The sequence below is a fragment of the Rhizobacter sp. genome (genome assembly GCF_032229685.1).
Classification (GTDB): Bacteria; Pseudomonadota; Gammaproteobacteria; order Burkholderiales; family Burkholderiaceae_C; genus LMDS01.
The window spans coordinates 13325-30545 of record NZ_JAVTWP010000038.1 but is presented as its reverse complement, the minus strand read 5'-3'; the positions used below and the strand labels follow the sequence as shown (position 1 = coordinate 30545).

The 17221-nt window shown below is 68.7% G+C and carries 18 protein-coding genes; 9 read left to right on the top strand and 9 right to left on the bottom strand.

Going from position 1 to position 17221, the window contains the following annotated elements:
- Positions 1-5: 5 nt before the first annotated feature.
- Positions 6-1133 (top strand): sensor histidine kinase, encoded by a 1128-nt coding sequence (locus AC30PD_RS16240; RefSeq protein ID WP_489536706.1) that lies wholly within the window; start codon positions 6-8, stop codon positions 1131-1133.
- Positions 1130-1939 carry a LytR/AlgR family response regulator transcription factor gene (locus AC30PD_RS16235; protein ID WP_489536705.1) on the top strand — a complete coding sequence of 270 codons (810 nt, stop codon included), beginning with the start codon at positions 1130-1132 and terminating at the stop codon, positions 1937-1939. Before AC30PD_RS16240 ends, AC30PD_RS16235 begins: the two co-directional genes overlap by 4 nt.
- A 32-nt stretch (positions 1940-1971) precedes the next feature.
- Here AC30PD_RS16235 and AC30PD_RS16230 read toward each other — a convergent pair whose 3' ends face one another.
- Both AC30PD_RS16230 and AC30PD_RS16225 read right to left on the bottom strand, forming a co-directional pair.
- Positions 1972-2439 (bottom strand): glycine zipper 2TM domain-containing protein, encoded by a 468-nt coding sequence (locus AC30PD_RS16230; protein WP_489536704.1) that lies wholly within the window; start codon positions 2437-2439, stop codon positions 1972-1974.
- Positions 2440-2618: 179 nt separating this feature from the next.
- Positions 2619-3086, bottom strand: coding sequence for a hypothetical protein (locus AC30PD_RS16225; protein WP_489536703.1), 468 nt, complete (start codon positions 3084-3086; stop codon positions 2619-2621).
- Positions 3087-3283: 197 nt separating this feature from the next.
- Between AC30PD_RS16225 and AC30PD_RS16220 the strand changes: the two genes are divergently transcribed.
- The gene (locus AC30PD_RS16220; RefSeq protein WP_489536702.1) at positions 3284-5068 is read left to right on the top strand and encodes a glutamine--tRNA ligase/YqeY domain fusion protein; all 1785 of its coding nucleotides are present in this window, start codon (positions 3284-3286) and stop codon (positions 5066-5068) included.
- Entirely contained in the window at positions 5065-5898 is an 834-nt protein-coding gene (locus AC30PD_RS16215; protein ID WP_489536701.1) for a peptidoglycan DD-metalloendopeptidase family protein, read from the top strand. The genes AC30PD_RS16220 and AC30PD_RS16215 overlap by 4 nt, the downstream gene beginning before the upstream one ends.
- A gap of 18 nt (positions 5899-5916) precedes the next feature.
- Here the strand turns inward: AC30PD_RS16215 and AC30PD_RS16210 are convergent, their stop codons facing one another.
- On the bottom strand, positions 5917-8256 hold the full coding sequence (locus tag AC30PD_RS16210; RefSeq protein WP_489536700.1) for a penicillin-binding protein 1A: 2340 nt from the start codon (positions 8254-8256) through the stop codon (positions 5917-5919).
- A gap of 256 nt (positions 8257-8512) precedes the next feature.
- Between AC30PD_RS16210 and AC30PD_RS16205 the strand changes: the two genes are divergently transcribed.
- Positions 8513-9175, top strand: a complete 663-nt coding sequence (locus AC30PD_RS16205) for a thiol:disulfide interchange protein DsbA/DsbL (protein ID WP_489536699.1) — start codon at positions 8513-8515, stop codon at positions 9173-9175.
- A gap of 10 nt (positions 9176-9185) precedes the next feature.
- Here AC30PD_RS16205 and AC30PD_RS16200 read toward each other — a convergent pair whose 3' ends face one another.
- Genes AC30PD_RS16200 through AC30PD_RS16190 form a run of 3 tightly spaced genes read right to left on the bottom strand, consistent with a single transcriptional unit; the run spans position 9186 to position 11032 of the window.
- Positions 9186-9773, bottom strand: coding sequence for a YdeI/OmpD-associated family protein (locus AC30PD_RS16200; RefSeq protein WP_489536698.1), 588 nt, complete (start codon positions 9771-9773; stop codon positions 9186-9188).
- A gap of 18 nt (positions 9774-9791) precedes the next feature.
- Positions 9792-10016 (bottom strand): hypothetical protein, encoded by a 225-nt coding sequence (locus AC30PD_RS16195; RefSeq protein WP_489536697.1) that lies wholly within the window; start codon positions 10014-10016, stop codon positions 9792-9794.
- Complete coding sequence (locus AC30PD_RS16190; protein WP_489536861.1) at positions 10013-11032, bottom strand: tRNA dihydrouridine synthase; 1020 nt, start codon at positions 11030-11032, stop codon at positions 10013-10015. Before AC30PD_RS16190 ends, AC30PD_RS16195 begins: the two co-directional genes overlap by 4 nt.
- A 110-nt stretch (positions 11033-11142) precedes the next feature.
- Between AC30PD_RS16190 and AC30PD_RS16185 the strand changes: the two genes are divergently transcribed.
- Together AC30PD_RS16185 and AC30PD_RS16180 are read left to right on the top strand one after the other, a co-directional pair.
- The gene (locus AC30PD_RS16185) at positions 11143-11784 is read left to right on the top strand and encodes a DsbA family protein (RefSeq protein ID WP_489536696.1); all 642 of its coding nucleotides are present in this window, start codon (positions 11143-11145) and stop codon (positions 11782-11784) included.
- 43 nt (positions 11785-11827) lie between these two features.
- Positions 11828-12286 (top strand): FKBP-type peptidyl-prolyl cis-trans isomerase, encoded by a 459-nt coding sequence (locus AC30PD_RS16180; protein ID WP_489536695.1) that lies wholly within the window; start codon positions 11828-11830, stop codon positions 12284-12286.
- Positions 12287-12308: 22 nt separating this feature from the next.
- Here the strand turns inward: AC30PD_RS16180 and AC30PD_RS16175 are convergent, their stop codons facing one another.
- The 3 genes from AC30PD_RS16175 to AC30PD_RS16165 all read right to left on the bottom strand — a co-directional run bounded on the left by AC30PD_RS16175 (position 12309) and on the right by AC30PD_RS16165 (position 14336).
- Positions 12309-12767, bottom strand: a complete 459-nt coding sequence (locus tag AC30PD_RS16175) for a BON domain-containing protein (protein WP_489536694.1) — start codon at positions 12765-12767, stop codon at positions 12309-12311.
- A 190-nt stretch (positions 12768-12957) separates the two neighbouring features.
- Positions 12958-13176 (bottom strand): hypothetical protein, encoded by a 219-nt coding sequence (locus tag AC30PD_RS16170; RefSeq protein WP_489536693.1) that lies wholly within the window; start codon positions 13174-13176, stop codon positions 12958-12960.
- 152 nt (positions 13177-13328) lie between these two features.
- Positions 13329-14336: a TIR domain-containing protein gene (locus AC30PD_RS16165; protein WP_489536692.1), complete on the bottom strand. Its 1008-nt coding sequence runs from the start codon at positions 14334-14336 to the stop codon at positions 13329-13331.
- A gap of 48 nt (positions 14337-14384) precedes the next feature.
- On the opposite strand from AC30PD_RS16165, the gene dbpA reads away from it, so the two are divergent.
- Positions 14385-15815: an ATP-dependent RNA helicase DbpA gene (dbpA, locus tag AC30PD_RS16160; protein ID WP_489536691.1), complete on the top strand. Its 1431-nt coding sequence runs from the start codon at positions 14385-14387 to the stop codon at positions 15813-15815.
- 136 nt (positions 15816-15951) lie between these two features.
- Positions 15952-17157, top strand: a complete 1206-nt coding sequence (locus tag AC30PD_RS16155) for a DUF5666 domain-containing protein (RefSeq protein WP_489536690.1) — start codon at positions 15952-15954, stop codon at positions 17155-17157.
- Positions 17158-17221 lie beyond the last annotated feature (64 nt).

The following is a 17221-nucleotide window of genomic DNA, read 5'->3' as shown; positions in this document are numbered from 1 at the left end:
ACACCATGACGCCTCTCGCCGAAGCCGCGCCCCCACCCATCGTTCCGCGCGCCCGGATGGGCAGGCGCTTTGCCATGCGCGGGCTGCGCAGCGCGGGCTTCGGCGTGATCATCGCGATCTGCCTCACGCTCGGTTTCGGCTTCTCGTTCCGGTCCACGTTGGCGCACTCGGTCTGCATCTCGATCGTGAGCTGGTTCACGATCGACCTCGGGCGCACTGCCGCGGTCTTGTGGATGCATCGTCATGACGCGCCTTCCGCCGGCCAACCCGCCAGCAGCTGGCCGGGCTGGCCCTGGATGGTGCCGATCATTCTGGTCGGCACCATCGTCGGCTTCAGCGTCGGAGGGTCATTCGGCGACTGGATCAGCGGCACCCACACGCCGGGCTTTCTGCGGGCCGGCTGGAGCGAAGCGCTGGTGCTGCTGCTGATGTCGCTGATCCCCGGCGTCGTGATCACCTACTGGTTCTATTCGCGCGAGACCATCGCCGCGAAAGAAGCCGCGGTCCAGACCGCGCAGCGCCAGGCCGCGGAGCATCAGCTGAAGCTGCTCGAATCGCAGCTCGAACCGCACATGCTGTTCAACACGCTGGCGAACCTGCGGGTCTTGATCGGTGTCGACCCGCTACGCGCCCAGGCCATGCTCGACCAGTTGATCGCCTTTCTGCGCGCCACGCTCGGCGCGTCGCGCGTGGCCAGCCACCCGCTGGGCACCGAGTTCGCGCGCCTGGCCGATTACCTGGCACTGATGCAGGTGCGCATGGGCGAGCGCCTGCACACGCTCTTCGACCTGCCCGACGAACTCGCCACCTTGCCGGTGCCGCCGCTGCTGCTGCAGCCGCTGGTCGAGAACAGCATCAAGCACGGCCTCGAACCGAAGGTCGACGGCGGGCGCATCGACGTGCGTGCACGGCGCGAGGGCGATCAACTCGTGCTCGAAGTGCGTGACACCGGCGCCGGTTTGTCAGACGCGCGCAGCGACGGCACGCAGTTCGGCCTGCTGCAGGTGCGCGAGCGGCTGGCCACGCTGTATGGCCCGAAGGCTTCTTTCGAACTCGTGAACGCCGGCGACGCCGAGGGTGGCACGCGCGCCACGCTGCGATTGCCGCTGCCAGCTGCGCCAGCAACACCATGAACGCGACCGCGCTGATCGCCGAAGACGAGCCCCTGCTCGCGGCCAACCTGCAGGCCGAGCTCGCGCGGGCCTGGCCCGCGCTGCAAGTCGTGGCCAATGTTCGCCACGGTGCGGCCGCCGTTGAAGCCGCGCTGGCGCAACGCCCCGACGTGGTGTTTCTCGACATCCAGATGCCGGGCATGACCGGGCTCGAGGCGGCGCAGGCCTTGTCGGAAGACTGGCCCGAGCACACGCCACTGCCGCTGATTGTGTTCGTGACGGCCTACGACCAGTACGCTTTGCAGGCCTTCGAGCGCGCGGCCGTCGACTATGTGTTGAAGCCGGTCCTGCCCGAGCGCCTGGCGCAAACCTGTGCGCGGGTGCAGGCTGCGTTGCAGCAGCGGCGCGAGCGCAGCGAGAACCCGTCGCAGGCGCTCGAAACCACGCTGGCGCAACTGCGCGGGCTGCTCGCAGCGGGGCCGAACGCGGCGCAGGCTCAGCCTCAGTTGAGCGTGATCCAGGCCGCCGTCGGAAGTGCCATCCACATGGTGCCGGTGCTCGACGTGCTGTATTTCGAAGCCGCCGACAAGTATGTTCGCGTGATCACGGCCCAACGCGAATACCTGGTGCGCATCTCGCTGCGCGAGCTGTTGCCGCAACTCGATGCGCAGCGGTTCTGGCAGATTCACCGCGGGACCGTGGTGCGTGCCGACGCCATCGCCACGGCCGTGCGCGACGAATCGGGCAAGGTGGTGCTGACGCTGCGCGGCCACCAAGACAAGCTGACCGCGAGCCGCCTCTACGCTCACCTTTTCAAGGCGATGTGACGCGCGTGGCGCCACACCGCCGGCGCAAGCCGTCAGAGGCGGTGGATCTGCCCGCCTTCGAGCTTCACGCGGTCGCCCACACGCAAGTCGTCGATGCGCTGGAAGTCATAGCTGCGGATGCTGCCGTCTTCGAAGCGCACGCTGACGCGGTAGACCTCGTCGTCGCGCTTGTTGTGCATCTCGATCGCGTTGCCGGCCACGGCACCGCCCACGGCGCCGGCGCCGGTGGCCAGCGCCTTGCCCGTGCCGCCGCCGACCTGGTGGCCGATCACGCCGCCGATGATGGCGCCAAGCACAGCGCCGCCGCCGCTGCTGCGGCTCGCGACCGGGATCACTTCGATCGAACGAACGCGGCCTTGTTCGGCGTAGACCGGTACTGGTGCATAGGCAGGCACCGGCGCTTGCGCCACTTCGGGGCGCTGCGGCTGGGAAGAACAGGCCGTGATCGCAGCCAGGCTGGTGATGCAGACGGCGGTGGCAAAGGGTCGAAGAAGGTTCATGGGTCACTCCGGTGGTCGCGGTGCGCGGGTGTGGTGCCTGCGCGCTTCGCTGGAGCCACGATGCTCGCCGCAACGTGGTGAAGGCTGAATCGGACAGGCCGCGCGCTGCACGTCGGTGCCCGCGCGCGGCGGCTGTAGGCCGGGGCCGACAGCCGCGCGGGGCGGGCCATGTTCAGCGTTCAGTCACGTCGGTCGTGGCGATCGTCGCGCCTGTCTTCGCGGCGGTCGGGGCGACGATCGTCACCACGGCCGTCACGGCGCTCCCAACGCCCGTCGCCGTGGCGCGGGTACGCCATCGGCGCCCAACCGGGCTGGTAGCGCGGCACGCTCACCACCGGCACTGGCGCTGGCCGATAGTGGTGACGCCACTGCGGCTGGGCGGGGTAGTACACGGGCTCGGGGGCGTAGTAGACCGGCTCCGGGGCATACACCGGCGCCGGCACGTACACCGGCTCGGGGCGGTAGCTGCGCACGGGCTCCTGATACACCGGGCCACCGGTGATCACCAAGCCGGGCAGCGGCGGCAGCGGCAGCACGATGCCGGGCAGGCTGATGCCGACCGACCACTGGGTGTTTCCGGCATGGGCGGCACCTGCAGCCATCAGCGTGCCGGCGGCGGCCAGCGCAAGGACGAGGGGCTTGTTCATGGAGAGTTCTCCTTCGTGCGAGCCAGGAAGTGGCGCGCTCCTTCACCACAACGCCCCCTCGGGGCCATCGTTGACGCGTGCTTCCTGTTGCAAGGTAAAACTGGGTTGCTGCGCCGCCGGCGCACAGCACGGGGCCGCAGGGTGGCGCCGATAGAATCGCCCCACTCTTCGCGCCGTGTGCGCCCCGCGCCGCCCCCATGACTTCTCCAGCAGACCACAGCACCAAACCCGGCAGCAATTTCCTGCGCCAGATCGTCGAGCGTGACCTCGCCGCCGGTACCTACGCGCAGCGCCGCTTCGCCGGCACCCCAGGTGATGCCGCGCACCACGCCGCGGGTCAGCCCGACCCGGCGAAGATCCGCACGCGCTTCCCGCCCGAGCCGAACGGTTACCTGCACATCGGCCACGCCAAGAGCATCACGCTCAACTTCGGCCTGGCGGCCGAGTACGGCGGCGTGTGCCACATGCGCTTCGACGACACCAACCCCGAGAAAGAAGAGCAGGAATACGTCGACAGCATCCTCGACGCGGTGCAGTGGCTCGGCTACAGCTGGCACGCCAATGGCTCGAGCCACCTCTACTACGCCAGCAACTACTTCGACTTCATGTACCGCGCCGCCGAAGCGCTGATCGAAGCGGGCCTGGCCTACGTCGACGAACAGAGCGCCGAAGAGATGCGCGCGAACCGCGGCGACTTCGGCCATGCCGGCACCGACAGCCCGTTCCGCAGCCGCACGCCTGCACAAAACCTCGCGCGGTTCCGCGAGATGCGTGCCGGCCAATTGCCCGACGGCGCCGCCGTGCTGCGCGCCAAGCTCGACATGGCGAGCCCCAACATCAACCTGCGCGACCCGGCGCTCTACCGCATCAAGCACGCCGAGCACCACAACACCGGCAACGCCTGGTGCATCTACCCGATGTACGCCTACGCGCACCCGATCGAAGACGCGCTCGAAGGCATCACCCACAGCATCTGCACGCTCGAATTCGAAGACCAGCGGCCCTGGTACGACTGGCTGCTCGACACGCTGTGCACGCTCGGCCTGCTGGCGCAACCGCGCCCGCACCAGTACGAGTTCGCGCGCCTGAACGTGACCTACGTGATCACCAGCAAGCGCAAGCTGCGCCAGCTCGTCGACGAGCACATCGTCGACGGCTGGGACGACCCGCGCATGCCCACCATCGTGGGCCTGCGCCGGCGTGGCTACACGCCCGAGGCGGTGCGCCTGATGTGCGAACGCGCCGGCACCAGCAAGGCCGGCGGCTGGACCGACTACACGAGCCTCGACTTCGCCTTGCGCGAAGACCTGGAAGGCAAGGCCTCGCGTGCGATGGCCGTGCTCGACCCCGTCAAGCTGAAGCTGACGAACTGGGCCGAGCAGTTCGGCAGCGCCGAGCATCGCGAGCCCTGCCACGCGCCCTACCACCCGCAGAAGCCCGAGCTCGGCCTGCGCGAATTCGGGCTCGGCCACGAAGTCTGGATCGAGCGTGACGACTTCGCCGAGGTGCCGGCCAAAGGTTTCTTCCGCTTGTTCCCCGGCAACAAGGTGCGGCTCAAGTACGGCCTGGTGGTCGAATGCACCGGCTGCGAAAAAGACGCGGCAGGCCAGGTCACCGCCGTGCTCGCCACCGTGGTGCCCGACACCCGCAGCGGCACGCCCGGCGCCGACGCGGTGAAGGTGAAAGGCACGATCACCTGGGTCGGCGTGCACGACGCGCTGCCGGTCGAACTGCGCCTCTACGACCGCCTGTTCACCGAAGCACAGCCCGATGCCGGCGGCAAGGACTTCAAGGCGAGCCTGAACCCGAACAGCAAGAAGGTCGTGCGGGGTTACCTCGAGCCCTCGCTTGCGAACGCCAAGCCCGACGACAAGTTCCAGTTCGAGCGCCACGGTTATTTCGTGGCCGATCGGGTCGACCACACGCCTGGCCAGCCGGTGATGAACCGCATCGCCGGGCTGAAAGACAGTTGGGCTAAATGATCTTCGGCAAAGCGCGGTCGATCGCGCTGGCGCTGGGCTGCCTGGCGCTGTGGTCTTCGGCCGTCTGCTCGGCAGAACTTCCGCAACAACGCCTGGCGCCCGGCGGCGTGGCGCGCATCGCGCTCGGCGCGTCGGCTGAAGCGCCACGGGCCAGCTTCAACGGCGTGCCGGTGCTGGTCGTCAAGGACGGCGCGCAGTGGACGGCCGTGCTCGGCCTCGCGCTCGCCACCGCACCGGGGCGCGCCGCGCTGCAGGTGCAGCGCGCCGGCGCGGCCGAGACCAGCGTGTCGTTCACGGTCAAACCCTGGCACTACGCCGAGCAACGCCTGAAGGTCGCGCCCGGCCAGGTCGATCTGGCCAAGGACGATCTCGCACGCTTCGAGCGTGAGCGCGCCCACAACGCACAGGTGATCGCCACCTTCAGCGACACGCTGCCTTCGAGCCTGCAACTGCGCCCGCCCGTGCCCGGGCCGCGTTCGAGCTCGTTCGGCCTGCGGCGCGTGTTCAACGGCCAGTCGCGCAACCCGCACAGCGGCATGGACATCGCGGCAGCGCAGGGCACGCCGGTGCTCGCGCCGGCGCCGGGCCGCGTGATCGACACCGGCGACTACTTCTTCAACGGCAACACGGTGTGGCTCGACCACGGCGCGGGCTGGCTCACGATGTACTGTCACCTTTCGGCGGTGAACGTGAAGGTGGGCGACACGGTTGCTGAAGGCACGGCCATCGGTGCCGTGGGCGCCACCGGCCGCGCGACCGGCCCGCACCTGCACTGGGGCGTGATGCTGAACCGCACGATGGTCGACCCGGCGCTGTTTCTCGCACCGTAGCGCCCGCGCGCGCCGCGCTCAGCGCCCGCGCGCCTGGTCTTGCTGCTGGCGGATGGCGTCGGCCTCGGCCTGGCTCGTCTGGCTGCGTGGCATCGACGGCGTGAGCCCGAGCAAACGCACCAGCGCCGCACCGATCGGCCCTTCGGCCGGTGCGGCCTCGGGGGCGTTCGCCGGGTCGGTCTCGAGCGGTTCGGGCGCTTCAGGCGCCACCGCCGGGAACTCGGCCTTGGTGTCGATCAGCTTGGCCTTCTGGCCCTGGCGCCAGAAGTCGCCCACGATGCGCAGCGCGCTGTGCCCGCCCTGCCCCCAGTAGTTGCTGCGGATCGTGACGCGCGGGTCGTTGAAGCCGACCCACGCGCCAGCCACGAGCCCGGGTTGCATCAGCATGAACCAGCCGTCAGTGTTGTCTTGCGTGGTGCCGGTCTTGCCGGCAGCGTCACCGCGCAGGCCCCATTCGCCGCGCATCGCAGCGCCGGTGCCGGTTTGCACCACGCCGCGCATCATGTCGACGAGGCGGGCCACGAGACCCGGTTCGAGCACCTGCTCGGCCACACGCCCGGGGGCGCTGTCGAACGCCGCCAGCAAGCGGCCGTTGCGGTCTTCGATGCTGGTGACCAGCAGCGGCTCGCGGCGCACACCCATCGCCGCCAGCGTGGCGTAGGCGTTGGCCATCTCCAGCAGCGTGACCGGGCTGGTGCCGAGCGCGAGCGAAGGCACCGGGTCGAGTTTGGATTCGCGCACGCCGGCGGCCTGCGCGAAGTTGACGACGGCCTCGGCGCCCACCTCTTGCATGACCTGCGCGGTGATGGTGTTCTTCGACTGCACCAGGCCCTGGCGCATCGTCATCGGCTCGAAGCTCGGGCCGCCGCCGTCGGTGGGTTTCCAGAGCTTGCCGTCGGCCAGGCGGATCTCGATGTCGCCGTCCATGTAGCTGCGTGCGGTCGAAAAACCGCGCTGCAGCGCCGCGCCATAGACGAAGGGCTTGAAAGTGGAGCCGGGTTGGCGCCGGGCCTGGGCCACGTGGTCGAACTGTTCGCGAGCGAAGTCGGGGCTGCCGACCCAGGCTTTCACGGCGCCGCTGGCCGGGTCGATCGCCACGAAGCCGGCCGACAGGCGGGTCTTGCTGTCGCGCAGCTTCTGCATCGCCTCGGTGTCGGCCAGGGCCTTGGCCATCGCTTCTTCTTCGCTCGCGCCGGCCTGGCGGGCCTCGCGGAAGACCGCGCTGTCACGCCCGATCTCTTCGGCCATCGCCACGTGCGTCTTCCAGAAATGCGCGAACGGAGTCTTCGGTTCGGGCGAGCGCGCGTTGGCCGAGCGCATGCGCTGCTCGCTCCATTCGATGGCAGCCACCCGTTGCAACATCGCCACCTGCTGCGCGACCGCGTCTTGCGCCAAACGCTGCAGCTTGCTGTCGAGCGTGGTGCGGATCACGAGGCCGTCGCGGTCGAGGTCGACATCGTGGGCGTCTGCCCATTCGACGAGCCGCTCGCGGATCGTCTCGACGAAATGCCGGGCCTGGCCGATGCCACCGTCTTCGGGGCGCCTGAAGTCGAGCGCGAGCGGCTGCTTCTTCAGGCGCTCGAAACGCGCTTCGTCGAGCGAGCCGCGTTTGACCATTTGCGCCAGCACCACGTTGCGCCGCTCGAGCGCGCGCTCGGGGTTGCGCACCGGGTTGTAGCGCTGCGTGCCCTTGAGCATGCCGACGAGCGTGGCGCCCTGCGCGGTGTCGAGCTGCGCCGCCGGTTTGCCGAAGTAGGTTCGCGCCGCCATCTCGATGCCACGCACGTTGTAGAGAAACGGCGCGCTGTTCAGGTAACTCTCGAGGATCTGGTCCTTGCTGCTGTGGCGCTCCAGGCGCAGCGCGGTGATGGCTTCGCGCAGCTTGCGGTTCAGGCTGCGCTCGTTGCCGATCTCCTGCGGGAAGAGGTTGCGGGCCAGCTGCTGCGTGAGCGTGGAGCCGCCCTGCATGTCGCCCTTCATCGTGTTCCAGGCCGATGCGAGCGTGCGCTTGAAATCGAGCCCGCCGTGTTCGTAGAAGCGGTGGTCTTCGGTGGCGATCAGTGCCTTCACGAGCTCGGGCGACACGTCTTTGAGCGCCACCGGGGCCTGGTAGGCGGTGGCGAACCGGCCGATCACTTCGCCGTCGGCAGAGACGATCACGCTCGGGCGCAGGCCTTGCGCCTTCTGCAATGCGTCGACGCCAGGCGTCGTCCACACCAGCACGCCGAGGTAAACCAGCACCGCGGCCACGGCCGAACCGGCACCGATCGCCGACCAGTGCGGCGCGCGCCAGGGGCGGGCGAAGTGCCAGAACGGGCGGGGCGCCGGGGGGAGTTCGGGTTCGGGAAGGGGTTCCATGGTGTGCCCGGCATGGTGCCGCAAGTCGCGGGGCCGGCGTGACGGGAGGTAACGCGATCGGGTGTCGGATGCAGCCTACACCAACGGGGTTCCACGGCTGGTGGACAATTCGGCCGCGGCGCGACGCGGCTGTCCACCGGGACACCCTCTGCCGCGTTCGAAGGGCAGCACGGGCGCGCAATGGCGCACGTGGCGCTGCTGAACTTTTCCACTCCCCGCCGGTCTTTACGGCTGCCAATCTTTCTCGAAACCACCCATGAACATGAATCGACGCGAGTTTTCTGCACGGGTCGCCGGCGCCAGTGCCGGTTTGGGCAGCCTGGGCTTCGTGCTCGCCAACCCCGCCCGGGCCCAGGGCCCCGAGCCGAAAGAAGGCACCGACTTCACCCGCATCAACCCGCCGCTGGCACCGGCGGCCGGCACGAAGATCGAAGTGCTCGAGTTCTTTTCGTACGCCTGCCCGCACTGCAGCGCCTTCGAGCCCACGCTCGAAGCCTGGGCCAAGAACCTGCCCGCCGACGTGGTGCTCAAGCGGGTGCCGGTGCCTTTCCTGATGAACGCCGAAAACTTTCAGCGCACCTACTTCGCGCTCGAAACGCTGGGGCTGGTCGGCACGATGCAGCGCAAGATCTTCACCGCCGTGCACGTCGACCGCCTGCGTCTCGACAAGCCCACTGACATCGCCGCGCTGGTCGCCAAGAACGGTGGCGACGAGAAGAAGTTTCTCGACGCCTTCAACTCTTTCTCGGTGGCCACGAACGTGGGCCGCGCGAAGAAGTTGCTGGCCGACTACAAGATCGACGGCGTGCCGGCGCTCGGCATCCACGGCCGCTTCGTCACCTCGCCCTCGATGGCCGGCAGCTCGGAGCGCGCACTTGCGGTGGCCGACGCGCTGATCCAGCGCGCGCGCAAGGCCTGAGCCCCGCCCCTCAGGGGTGGAGCTTCTCGCCCCGCGCGAGCATCGCCACGAAGGCCTCGATGCGGCGCGCGCGGGTGGCCGCGAGTTTCGCCGTCTGCAGGCGGAACAGCACAGCGTAGCGGTTCTTCGAGTCCAGCGTCTCGAAGAAGGCCTGCGCGGCGGGTTCGGCGTCGAACGCCGCCTGCAGGTCGGGCGGCACGGTGGCCACGCTCTGCGGGTCGTAGGCCGCCTGCCAGCGGCCGTCGGCTTGGGCACGCTGCATCTCTGCCAGGCCGGCCGGCTGCATGCGGCCGAGCTCGACCAGCTTCAGGGCTTTCTCGCGGTTCACCTTCGACCAGATGCTTCGTTTCGAACGCGGTGTGAAGCGCTGCACCCAGTGCTGCGGGCCGTCGTTCTTCTTCAGCGCGTCGATCCAGCCGAAACACAGCGCGAGCTCGAGCGCTTCGGCGTGAGTGACCGACGTGTCCTGCACCCCCTTCTTCGCGATGCGCAGCCACACACCACTCGATGTCGCATGGTGCTTGCGCAGCCAGGCGGCCCACTGCGCGGGCCCGGCGAACTGCAACGGGGTGTCGGTCGGGGCGGGCGTGCTGGCCATCGGCATGCCTGGCCCGCGTCAGCGCCGGCTCTTCGCCTTGCGGCTGTCGAACTCGGCGATCTGCGCTTTCAACAGCAGCAGCAGCACGCGCGCGTCGGCTTCGGTGACGCTGAGCACGGTGGTCGGCATGCCTTCGTCGCGCGCCGCGCTCGGCTGCACCAGCGCGTCGACCTGCATGCGGATCAGGCCGTTGGCGTTGTTCATCGCCTTGACGCGCTGCAATTCGATGTTCCAGGTTTTCACGTGAGAGTCTCCAGAAGCGCTTCGGGCGCGTCGATGGTCGGGGCGTGCCGTTCGGCAGGCCACGACAGGTTCAGGTGCAGCGCCACGAGCGCGGGGTCGTTGATCGTGCGCACCGCGGCGTAGGCCGCCTCGGCCTGCGGGTGGCGGCGGCGCAGGAAGTTCAGCCATTGTTTGAGGCGCCCGGCACGCGCCTTGGGTTCGAGCTTCGCTTCGACCAGCCACCAGAATTCGCGGATCAAGGGCAGCAATGTCTGCCAGGGCACGCCGGGGCCGTCGTGCGGCGCCAGGAGCGGCTGCCGGTCGGCGAGGATCGCGAGCGCCAGGCCGGGGTCGCGCACCATGCCACGGCCAAGCATCAGCGCGTGGCAGCCCGACAGCGCACGGCAGCGGCGCGCGTCAGCGACGCTCCAGATTTCGCCGTTGGCCACCACGGGGATCGCCACGCTGCGCTGGATTTCGTGGATGTGTTCCCAGTAGGCCGGCGGGCGGTAGCCGTCGAGCTTGGTGCGCGCGTGCACGACCAGTTCGTCGGCACCGGCGGCCGTGATGGCCAGCGCGCAGTCGAGCGCACGGCTCGGGTCGTTCACGCCGAGGCGCATCTTGGCCGAGACCGGCAGCTCGCGAGGCACCGCGCGGCGCACCGCGGCCACGATGGCGTGCAGAAGCTCGGGGTCGGCGAGCAGCGCCGCGCCGCCGCCGTGGCGGTTGACCACCTTGGCCGGGCAGCCGAAATTCAGGTCGATGCCGGCCGGGCGCAGGCCGGCGAGACGGGCCGCGTTTTCGGCCAGGCACACGGCGTCCGAGCCCATCAGTTGCGCGCGCACCGGCACACCGGCCGGCGTGCGGCCGCCATTCAACAGCTCGGGCACGATGCGCGTGAACACGCGCTCGGGCAGCAGCGTGCCGGTCACGCGGATGAACTCCGACACGCAGCGGTCGATGCCCCCGACGCGCGTGAGGATGTCGCGCAGCGTGAAGTCGAGCAGGCCCTCCATGGGCGCGAGCAAGAGCGTCATCGGGGAGCGGAACATCGCGGTGTCATGGGCCGCTAGTGTAAGAACCCCCTGCCGGCGCGCGCAGGCGGCCTTGCGATACAGTCGCCGCGAACTGTTTTCAAGGACCGACGATGAACCTGATCTACATCGGCGACCCGATGTGCTCGTGGTGTTATGGCTTCGCCAAACCGATGGACGAATTGCTCGCCGACCCGCGCGACACCGCCCCTTTGCAGCTCGCCCTGATCATGGGCGGCCTGCGCCCGTTCACCACCGAGCCGATGGCGCCCGGCAAAGCCGACGAAATCTTCGGCCACTGGCACCACGTGGCCGAAGCCAGCGGCCAGCCTTTTGCGCAGGCGCCCAACACCGCCCTGCACATCCCCGGCTTCGTGTACGACACCGAACCCGCGAGCCGTGCCACCGTGACCGTGCGCAGCCACTGGCCGGGCAAGGTGTGGCGCTACTTCAAGGCGGTGCAGCACGCGTTCTATGCCGAAGCGAAAGACGTGACACGCCCCGAAGTGCTGGCCGACGTGGCCGAACAGTTCGGCATCGCGCGCGCCGACTTCGCCAAGGCTTTCGCCTCGCAGGAGATGCGCGACATGACGGCCGCCGACTTCGAGCAGACGCAAGCCTGGGGCGTGCGCGGCTTCCCGACCGTGGTGGTGCAGCACGGCGACCACCTGCACCTGGTGGGCAGCGGCTACATGCCGATCGATGCGCTGCGCGAGCGCATCGCGGCAGCCGCCGCACCCCATCACCATCACTGACGGGCACAGGGCCCGTCGCTTTCACACCACCCGGAAAACCAACATGACTTCACTCGTGAAAACCGCTCTGCTGGCCGCGCTCACCCTCTCGGGCGCGCTGCTGTCGCCGGCATCGATGGCGCAAGACGCCACGGCCGCTGCGTCGGCCAAGGAAGAAGGCGCCGTCGTCACCTCGACCGGCCTCGTCTACCGCTCGTTGAAAGACGGCGACGGTGCGAGCCCGACCGCCGCCGACACCGTGAAAGTGCACTACCGCGGCACCTTCCCCGACGGCAAGGAATTCGACAGCTCGTACAAGCGCAACGCGCCGGCGCAGTTTCCGCTCGGCGGCGTGATCAAGTGCTGGACCGAAGGCGTGCAGAAGATGAAGGTCGGCGGCAAGGCGAAGCTGACCTGCCCTTCGAACATCGCCTACGGCGAACGTGGCGCCGGCGGGGGCTTGATCCCGCCGAACGCCACGCTGCTGTTCGAAGTCGAGCTGCTCGAAATCGCGAAGCGCTGAGCGCGCTTCGCGCCGGGCCCGGTCAGCCCTTGCCCGGCTCGACCTTGAGCTGGTTGTCCACGCTCACCACGCCCTTCACCGCCTGGGCCAGACGCATCGCCTGATCCTTCGCCGTGCTGCTCGGCGCGGTGCCTTGCAGCAACACGCGGCCGGCTTCGGTGTCGACGTTGATCTTGAGCGCGCTCAGGTTCGGGTCTTTCACGAGCTCGGCCTTAACCGACGACGTGATCACGGCGTCGGACACCTTGTCGGCGACCACTTCGCCAGCCTGCTTCGCGTCTTGCGCCATCTCTCGGCCGGCTTCCTTCACTTCAGCCATGCCTTTCGATGCCTGTTGCGACGCATCGGCGGCGACCTCTTTCGCCTTCTGTTCGGTCTGCGACACCATGTCGCTGGCGCTCGTGTCGGTCTTGCTGCAGCCGGCCAGCGCGAAAGCGGCGAGCACGGCGGCGGCGGTCATCGTCATCAGGGGCTTGTTCATCAGGTTCTCCTCGAACGTTGCCGCGGTGCGCGGCTGGGGTCAGCGGCCTTCTTCGCACGCCGGGGCGTGCTAGAAGGAAGTGCCTCAACCTTAGAACCCGATCGAAGAACGCGCCGTCGGCGGTGCGGTGTTTGAGCTGTCGGAGCCGTCCGACGCTGTTTGCATCAGGACACAAGCATGGCTCGAGCGCTCAATGGGCGTCGCAGAGCTGGACCGACGGGTAAGCGAACTCGCGGCCGACCACCGCACGGGCATAGAAGTAGTTGTCGCGCGCCCGCTCGCTGAGCGCGTCGAGCTGCACATGGCCTTGCGCGTCGCACGGGAAGGACAGCGCCCGACCGGGTTTGAACAAGGACTGGAACCGGATCTCGTAGCCTGAATCCGGCCGGCAATCGACAGCGACGTTCATGGTGTGCGGGCCCTCGGTGTCGCGCCTTCGATGGTGGAAGGGCGAGTGAACGAAGCGTATGTGCCGGCGCGGCCCGGCGCAGTCAGTGCACCGCGCTGCAGGCTGTCAGACAAATTCCGGGTCGGCCGTCGGCAGCAAAGGCAGGTCGATGCTCAGCGGCTAACGCGACGCAGGCTCACCGGTTTGTCGGCCTGCACGCTGTTGCGCCAGAGTGTGCCGTTCATCACGGCGCCACCGGGCGCGAGGGTGGCGCTCAGGTTGCCGCTGTCGACCGGCACGTCGCCGGGCGAGCTGACGAGCGTGAGCGCCACGTCGATCGCCGGCCGCACGCCGGGGTCGGCGCGCCATGCGCCCTCGCCACGGTAGACCACATGCGTCAGCTCGGCGCCGCTGCGTTCGCGCCAGAAGGCGCGGTATTCGGCCCAGTCGGCACGGTCGGCGACCGGCACCGGCTTGCTCGTGAGCACGAGCTTGTCGCCCTGCTGGCGGAAGACGAAGCTCATTGGCGGCTGGCCCTCGACGGCCGCGGCCCACTCACCCGAAACACCTTCTGCGCCCGCTGTGCGAAACACGAACCAGGCGGCGATGCCGATGGCGGCCAGGCCCGCGACCGAGCCCGCGAGCCAGGCACGCCGCCGTGTCGTCGTTGCACCCGCGGCCTGTTGCTCGAAGGCACCCGGCCCGGCGAGCGCCGGCACGCCGAGTGCCAGAAGGTCAGCGACCAGACGTTGCACGTCGCCCTGCCAATCGTAGGCGCGCAGCTTGCGCCAGGTGCGTTCGCCGATCTGGTCGAACGGTGGCGGCAGCGCATTCGCCGCCGGGGGCGCGTCGAAACCGTCGCAGAGCAGCGGGATGACCTGGGCGTCGGCTTCGAGCGCATCGCTCAGTTCGCGGCGCACCGGGTCGTCGGGGTTTTCGATGCGCAGGCGGCCGGCTTCGTCGGTGGCAGACAGCAACTGCGGCGTCATCAGCAACAGCAGCACGGGGCGCTGATCGATCAGCTGCTGCACTTCGTCGCGCCAGCGCGAGCCGCCGCGCAGGTCGTCCTTGTCGAGAAACACCTGGGCGTCGCCGAACACCGCCCCGAGGTCGCGCGCCAGGGCCGTGGCCTTGTCCTTGCCGTCGCTGCTGCGGTAGCTGATGAAGATGCGGGCTGCCATGGCGGCGCAGTGTAGAGAGGCTGTGCGCACGAGTCACGATAATCGCGCATGAACCGAACCGAACCCGCCACCGCCCCGCCCTTCAGCCAGTTGCCACTCTCGGCCGCTGCGCTCGCCAACCTCGAACAGCTCGGCTACCTCGGCATGACGCCGGTGCAAGCCGCCGCCCTGCCGATCGCGCTCGCCGGCCACGACCTGATCGCGCAGGCCAAGACCGGCAGCGGCAAGACCGCCGCCTTCGCGCTCGCGCTGTTGAGCCGCCTGAAGCTCGACGACCCGGCCTTGCGCTTCAAGGTGCAGGCACTGGTGTTGTGCCCGACGCGCGAACTCGCCGACCAGGTGGCCGTGGAGATCCGCCGCCTGGCGCGCAGCGAAGACAACGTGAAGACGCTCGTGCTGTGCGGCGGCGCGCCGATGCACACGCAGAAGGCGAGCCTGGAACACGGCGCGCACGTGGTCGTGGGCACGCCGGGCCGCCTCATCGACCACCTGGAGCGTGGCCACCTGGTGCTGGAAGCGCTCAACACGCTGGTGCTCGACGAGGCCGACCGCATGCTCGACATGGGCTTCTTCGACGACATCGCGAAGGTCGCGAAGCAGTGCCCGAAAGATCGCCAGACGCTGCTGTTCTCGGCCACCTACCCCGAGGGCATCGTCAAGCTGAGCCACCAGTTCATGCGCGCGCCGAAAGAAGTGAAAGTGCAGACGCAGCACACGGCGAGCCAGATCGAGCAGCGCTTCTACGAGGTCAAGAACGACGAACGTCTGCACGCCGTCTCGCTGCTGCTGAACCACTTTCGCCCCGTCAGCACGCTCGCGTTCTGCAACACCAAACAGCAATGCCGCGACCTCGTCGACGTGCTGACGGCGCAGGGCTTTTCGGCGCTGGCGCTGCACGGCGAGCTGGAACAGCGCGAGCGCGACCAGGTGCTGGTGCAGTTCGCCAACCGCAGCTGCTCGGTGCTGGTGGCCACCGACGTGGCCGCGCGCGGCCTCGACATCGCGCAGCTCGAAGCGGTGATCAACGTCGACACCTCGCCCGACCCGCAGGTGCACATCCACCGCATCGGCCGCACCGGGCGCGTCGATGAAAAAGGCCTGGCGCTGAGCCTGGCGAGCATGGACGAGATGGGCAGCGTGGGCAAGATCGAGCAGGTGCAAGGCGCCGAGGTGAAGTGGTTCCCGCTCGCCGAACTCACGCCCGCGCCGGGCGGCAAGTTGCAGCCCCCGATGGTCACGCTGCAGATCGCCGGCGGCCGCAAGGAGAAGATCCGCGCCGGCGACGTGCTGGGCGCGTTGACCGGCGAGGCCGGCTTCACCGGCGCACAGATCGGCAAGATCAACGTCAACGAGTTTTCGACCTACGTGGCCGTCGACCGGCAGATCGCGCGGGCTGCGTTGCAGCGGCTGTCGGACGGAAAGGTCAAAGGCAAGAAGGTGAAGGTCCGGCTGCTGGACGAGGTGTTCGGCAGCCGTTGAAGCGCCACGCCGACCCCCTGGTCAGGCGTATCACGGTGTAATTGCGGTTGATATGGGATATTTTCCCATTTAAAGTGCACACATGGTCGGCCGCATGGGCTGGCCGGTGTGTTCGCCAACCGCAAAGGAACCGACCATGTTCAACCGACCGACTCTCTCCCCCCGCCTCGGCGCGGGCCTGGCCCAGATCCTGTGTGTGGCGGCGCTGGTCGCCGCCTGCGGCGGAGGCGGCAGCGACGGCAGCGCTTCGTCAGACACCGCGACCGCCTATGCCTCGGGCCCGATCACCGGCTTCGGCTCGGTCATCGTCAACGGTGTTCGCTTCGACGACTCGTCGGCGCGCATCACCGACGATGACGACAGCACCGTCAGCCGCGACGACCTGCGCCTGGGCATGAGCGCCGAAGTGCAAGGCGCCGGTGTCACCACCGACAGCCTCGGCCGCCATGGCCGCGCGCTGGCGATCCGCATCGGCAACGAGATCGTCGGCCCGGTGAGCGCGGTTGATGCCACCGCGAAGACGCTCACGGCCCTGGGCCAGACCGTCGACGTGACCGACAACACGCTGTTCGGCGAGCGCATCACCGGCGGCCTGGCCGGCATCACCGTCGGCTCGGTGGTCGAAGTGAACGGCGCACTCAACGTGACGACCGGCCACTACACCGCCACGCGCATCGAGGTGCGGCCCAACGCGCCCTACTTCCGGCTGCGCGGCGTGATCGCCAGCCTCGACACCACGGCCAAGACCTTCAAGATCGGCGACGCGCTGATCTCCTACGCCGGCCTGTCCAGCACCGACATGTTCGCTTCGCTCGCCAACGGCCTGCTGGTGCGCGTGCGTCTGCAGACCACGCAGGTCGACGGTGCGTGGGTCGCCTCGCGCATCGCCGGCGGCGTGCGCAAGATCGAGAACCAGGACGAGGCCGAAATCCACGGGCTGGTCACCGCGTTCACCTCGGCAACTCAGTTCAGCGTCAACGGCATCGTGGTCGACGCGAGCAACGCCACGTTCCCGAACGGCCAGACCGGCTTGGCGCTCGGTGCGCGAGTCGAAGTCGAAGGCAAGGCCGTCGACGGCGTGATCGTGGCCCGCAAGGTCCAGCTCGAAGACGAGCGCGAGGTCCACATCCGCGGCTTCGAACTGCACGGCGCCATCACCACGATCGACACCACGGCCAAGACCTTCGTGCTGCGCGGCGTGACCGTGAACTATGGCGGCACCGTGGTCTACAAGGACGGCACCGAAGCCGACCTGAAGGTGGGTGCCCAGCTCGAAGTGAAGGGTGTGCTCAACCTCGACGGCAAGACGCTCGCCGCGGCGCGCATCGAGTTCGAGAAGTGATGAAGCGCCCCGGCGGGTGCGGGCCGGCGGCCTCTTAAACTCGGCCGATGCCCGCGAGCCCCAA

Bases quoted from the DNA above. Each gene is read 5' to 3' on its own strand.
- AC30PD_RS16240 (WP_489536706.1), top strand. From the start codon at position 6: ATGACGCCTCTCGCCGAAGCCGCGCCCCCACCCATCGTTCCGCGCGCC.
- AC30PD_RS16235 (WP_489536705.1), top strand. From the start codon at position 1,130: ATGAACGCGACCGCGCTGATCGCCGAAGACGAGCCCCTGCTCGCGGCC.
- AC30PD_RS16230 (WP_489536704.1), bottom strand. From the start codon at position 2,439: ATGAACCTTCTTCGACCCTTTGCCACCGCCGTCTGCATCACCAGCCTG.
- AC30PD_RS16225 (WP_489536703.1), bottom strand. From the start codon at position 3,086: ATGAACAAGCCCCTCGTCCTTGCGCTGGCCGCCGCCGGCACGCTGATG.
- AC30PD_RS16220 (WP_489536702.1), top strand. From the start codon at position 3,284: ATGACTTCTCCAGCAGACCACAGCACCAAACCCGGCAGCAATTTCCTG.
- AC30PD_RS16215 (WP_489536701.1), top strand. From the start codon at position 5,065: ATGATCTTCGGCAAAGCGCGGTCGATCGCGCTGGCGCTGGGCTGCCTG.
- AC30PD_RS16210 (WP_489536700.1), bottom strand. From the start codon at position 8,256: ATGGAACCCCTTCCCGAACCCGAACTCCCCCCGGCGCCCCGCCCGTTC.
- AC30PD_RS16205 (WP_489536699.1), top strand. From the start codon at position 8,513: ATGAACATGAATCGACGCGAGTTTTCTGCACGGGTCGCCGGCGCCAGT.
- AC30PD_RS16200 (WP_489536698.1), bottom strand. From the start codon at position 9,773: ATGGCCAGCACGCCCGCCCCGACCGACACCCCGTTGCAGTTCGCCGGG.
- AC30PD_RS16190 (WP_489536861.1), bottom strand. From the start codon at position 11,032: ATGACGCTCTTGCTCGCGCCCATGGAGGGCCTGCTCGACTTCACGCTG.
- AC30PD_RS16185 (WP_489536696.1), top strand. From the start codon at position 11,143: ATGAACCTGATCTACATCGGCGACCCGATGTGCTCGTGGTGTTATGGC.
- AC30PD_RS16180 (WP_489536695.1), top strand. From the start codon at position 11,828: ATGACTTCACTCGTGAAAACCGCTCTGCTGGCCGCGCTCACCCTCTCG.
- AC30PD_RS16175 (WP_489536694.1), bottom strand. From the start codon at position 12,767: ATGAACAAGCCCCTGATGACGATGACCGCCGCCGCCGTGCTCGCCGCT.
- AC30PD_RS16170 (WP_489536693.1), bottom strand. From the start codon at position 13,176: ATGAACGTCGCTGTCGATTGCCGGCCGGATTCAGGCTACGAGATCCGG.
- AC30PD_RS16165 (WP_489536692.1), bottom strand. From the start codon at position 14,336: ATGGCAGCCCGCATCTTCATCAGCTACCGCAGCAGCGACGGCAAGGAC.
- dbpA (WP_489536691.1), top strand. From the start codon at position 14,385: ATGAACCGAACCGAACCCGCCACCGCCCCGCCCTTCAGCCAGTTGCCA.
- AC30PD_RS16155 (WP_489536690.1), top strand. From the start codon at position 15,952: ATGTTCAACCGACCGACTCTCTCCCCCCGCCTCGGCGCGGGCCTGGCC.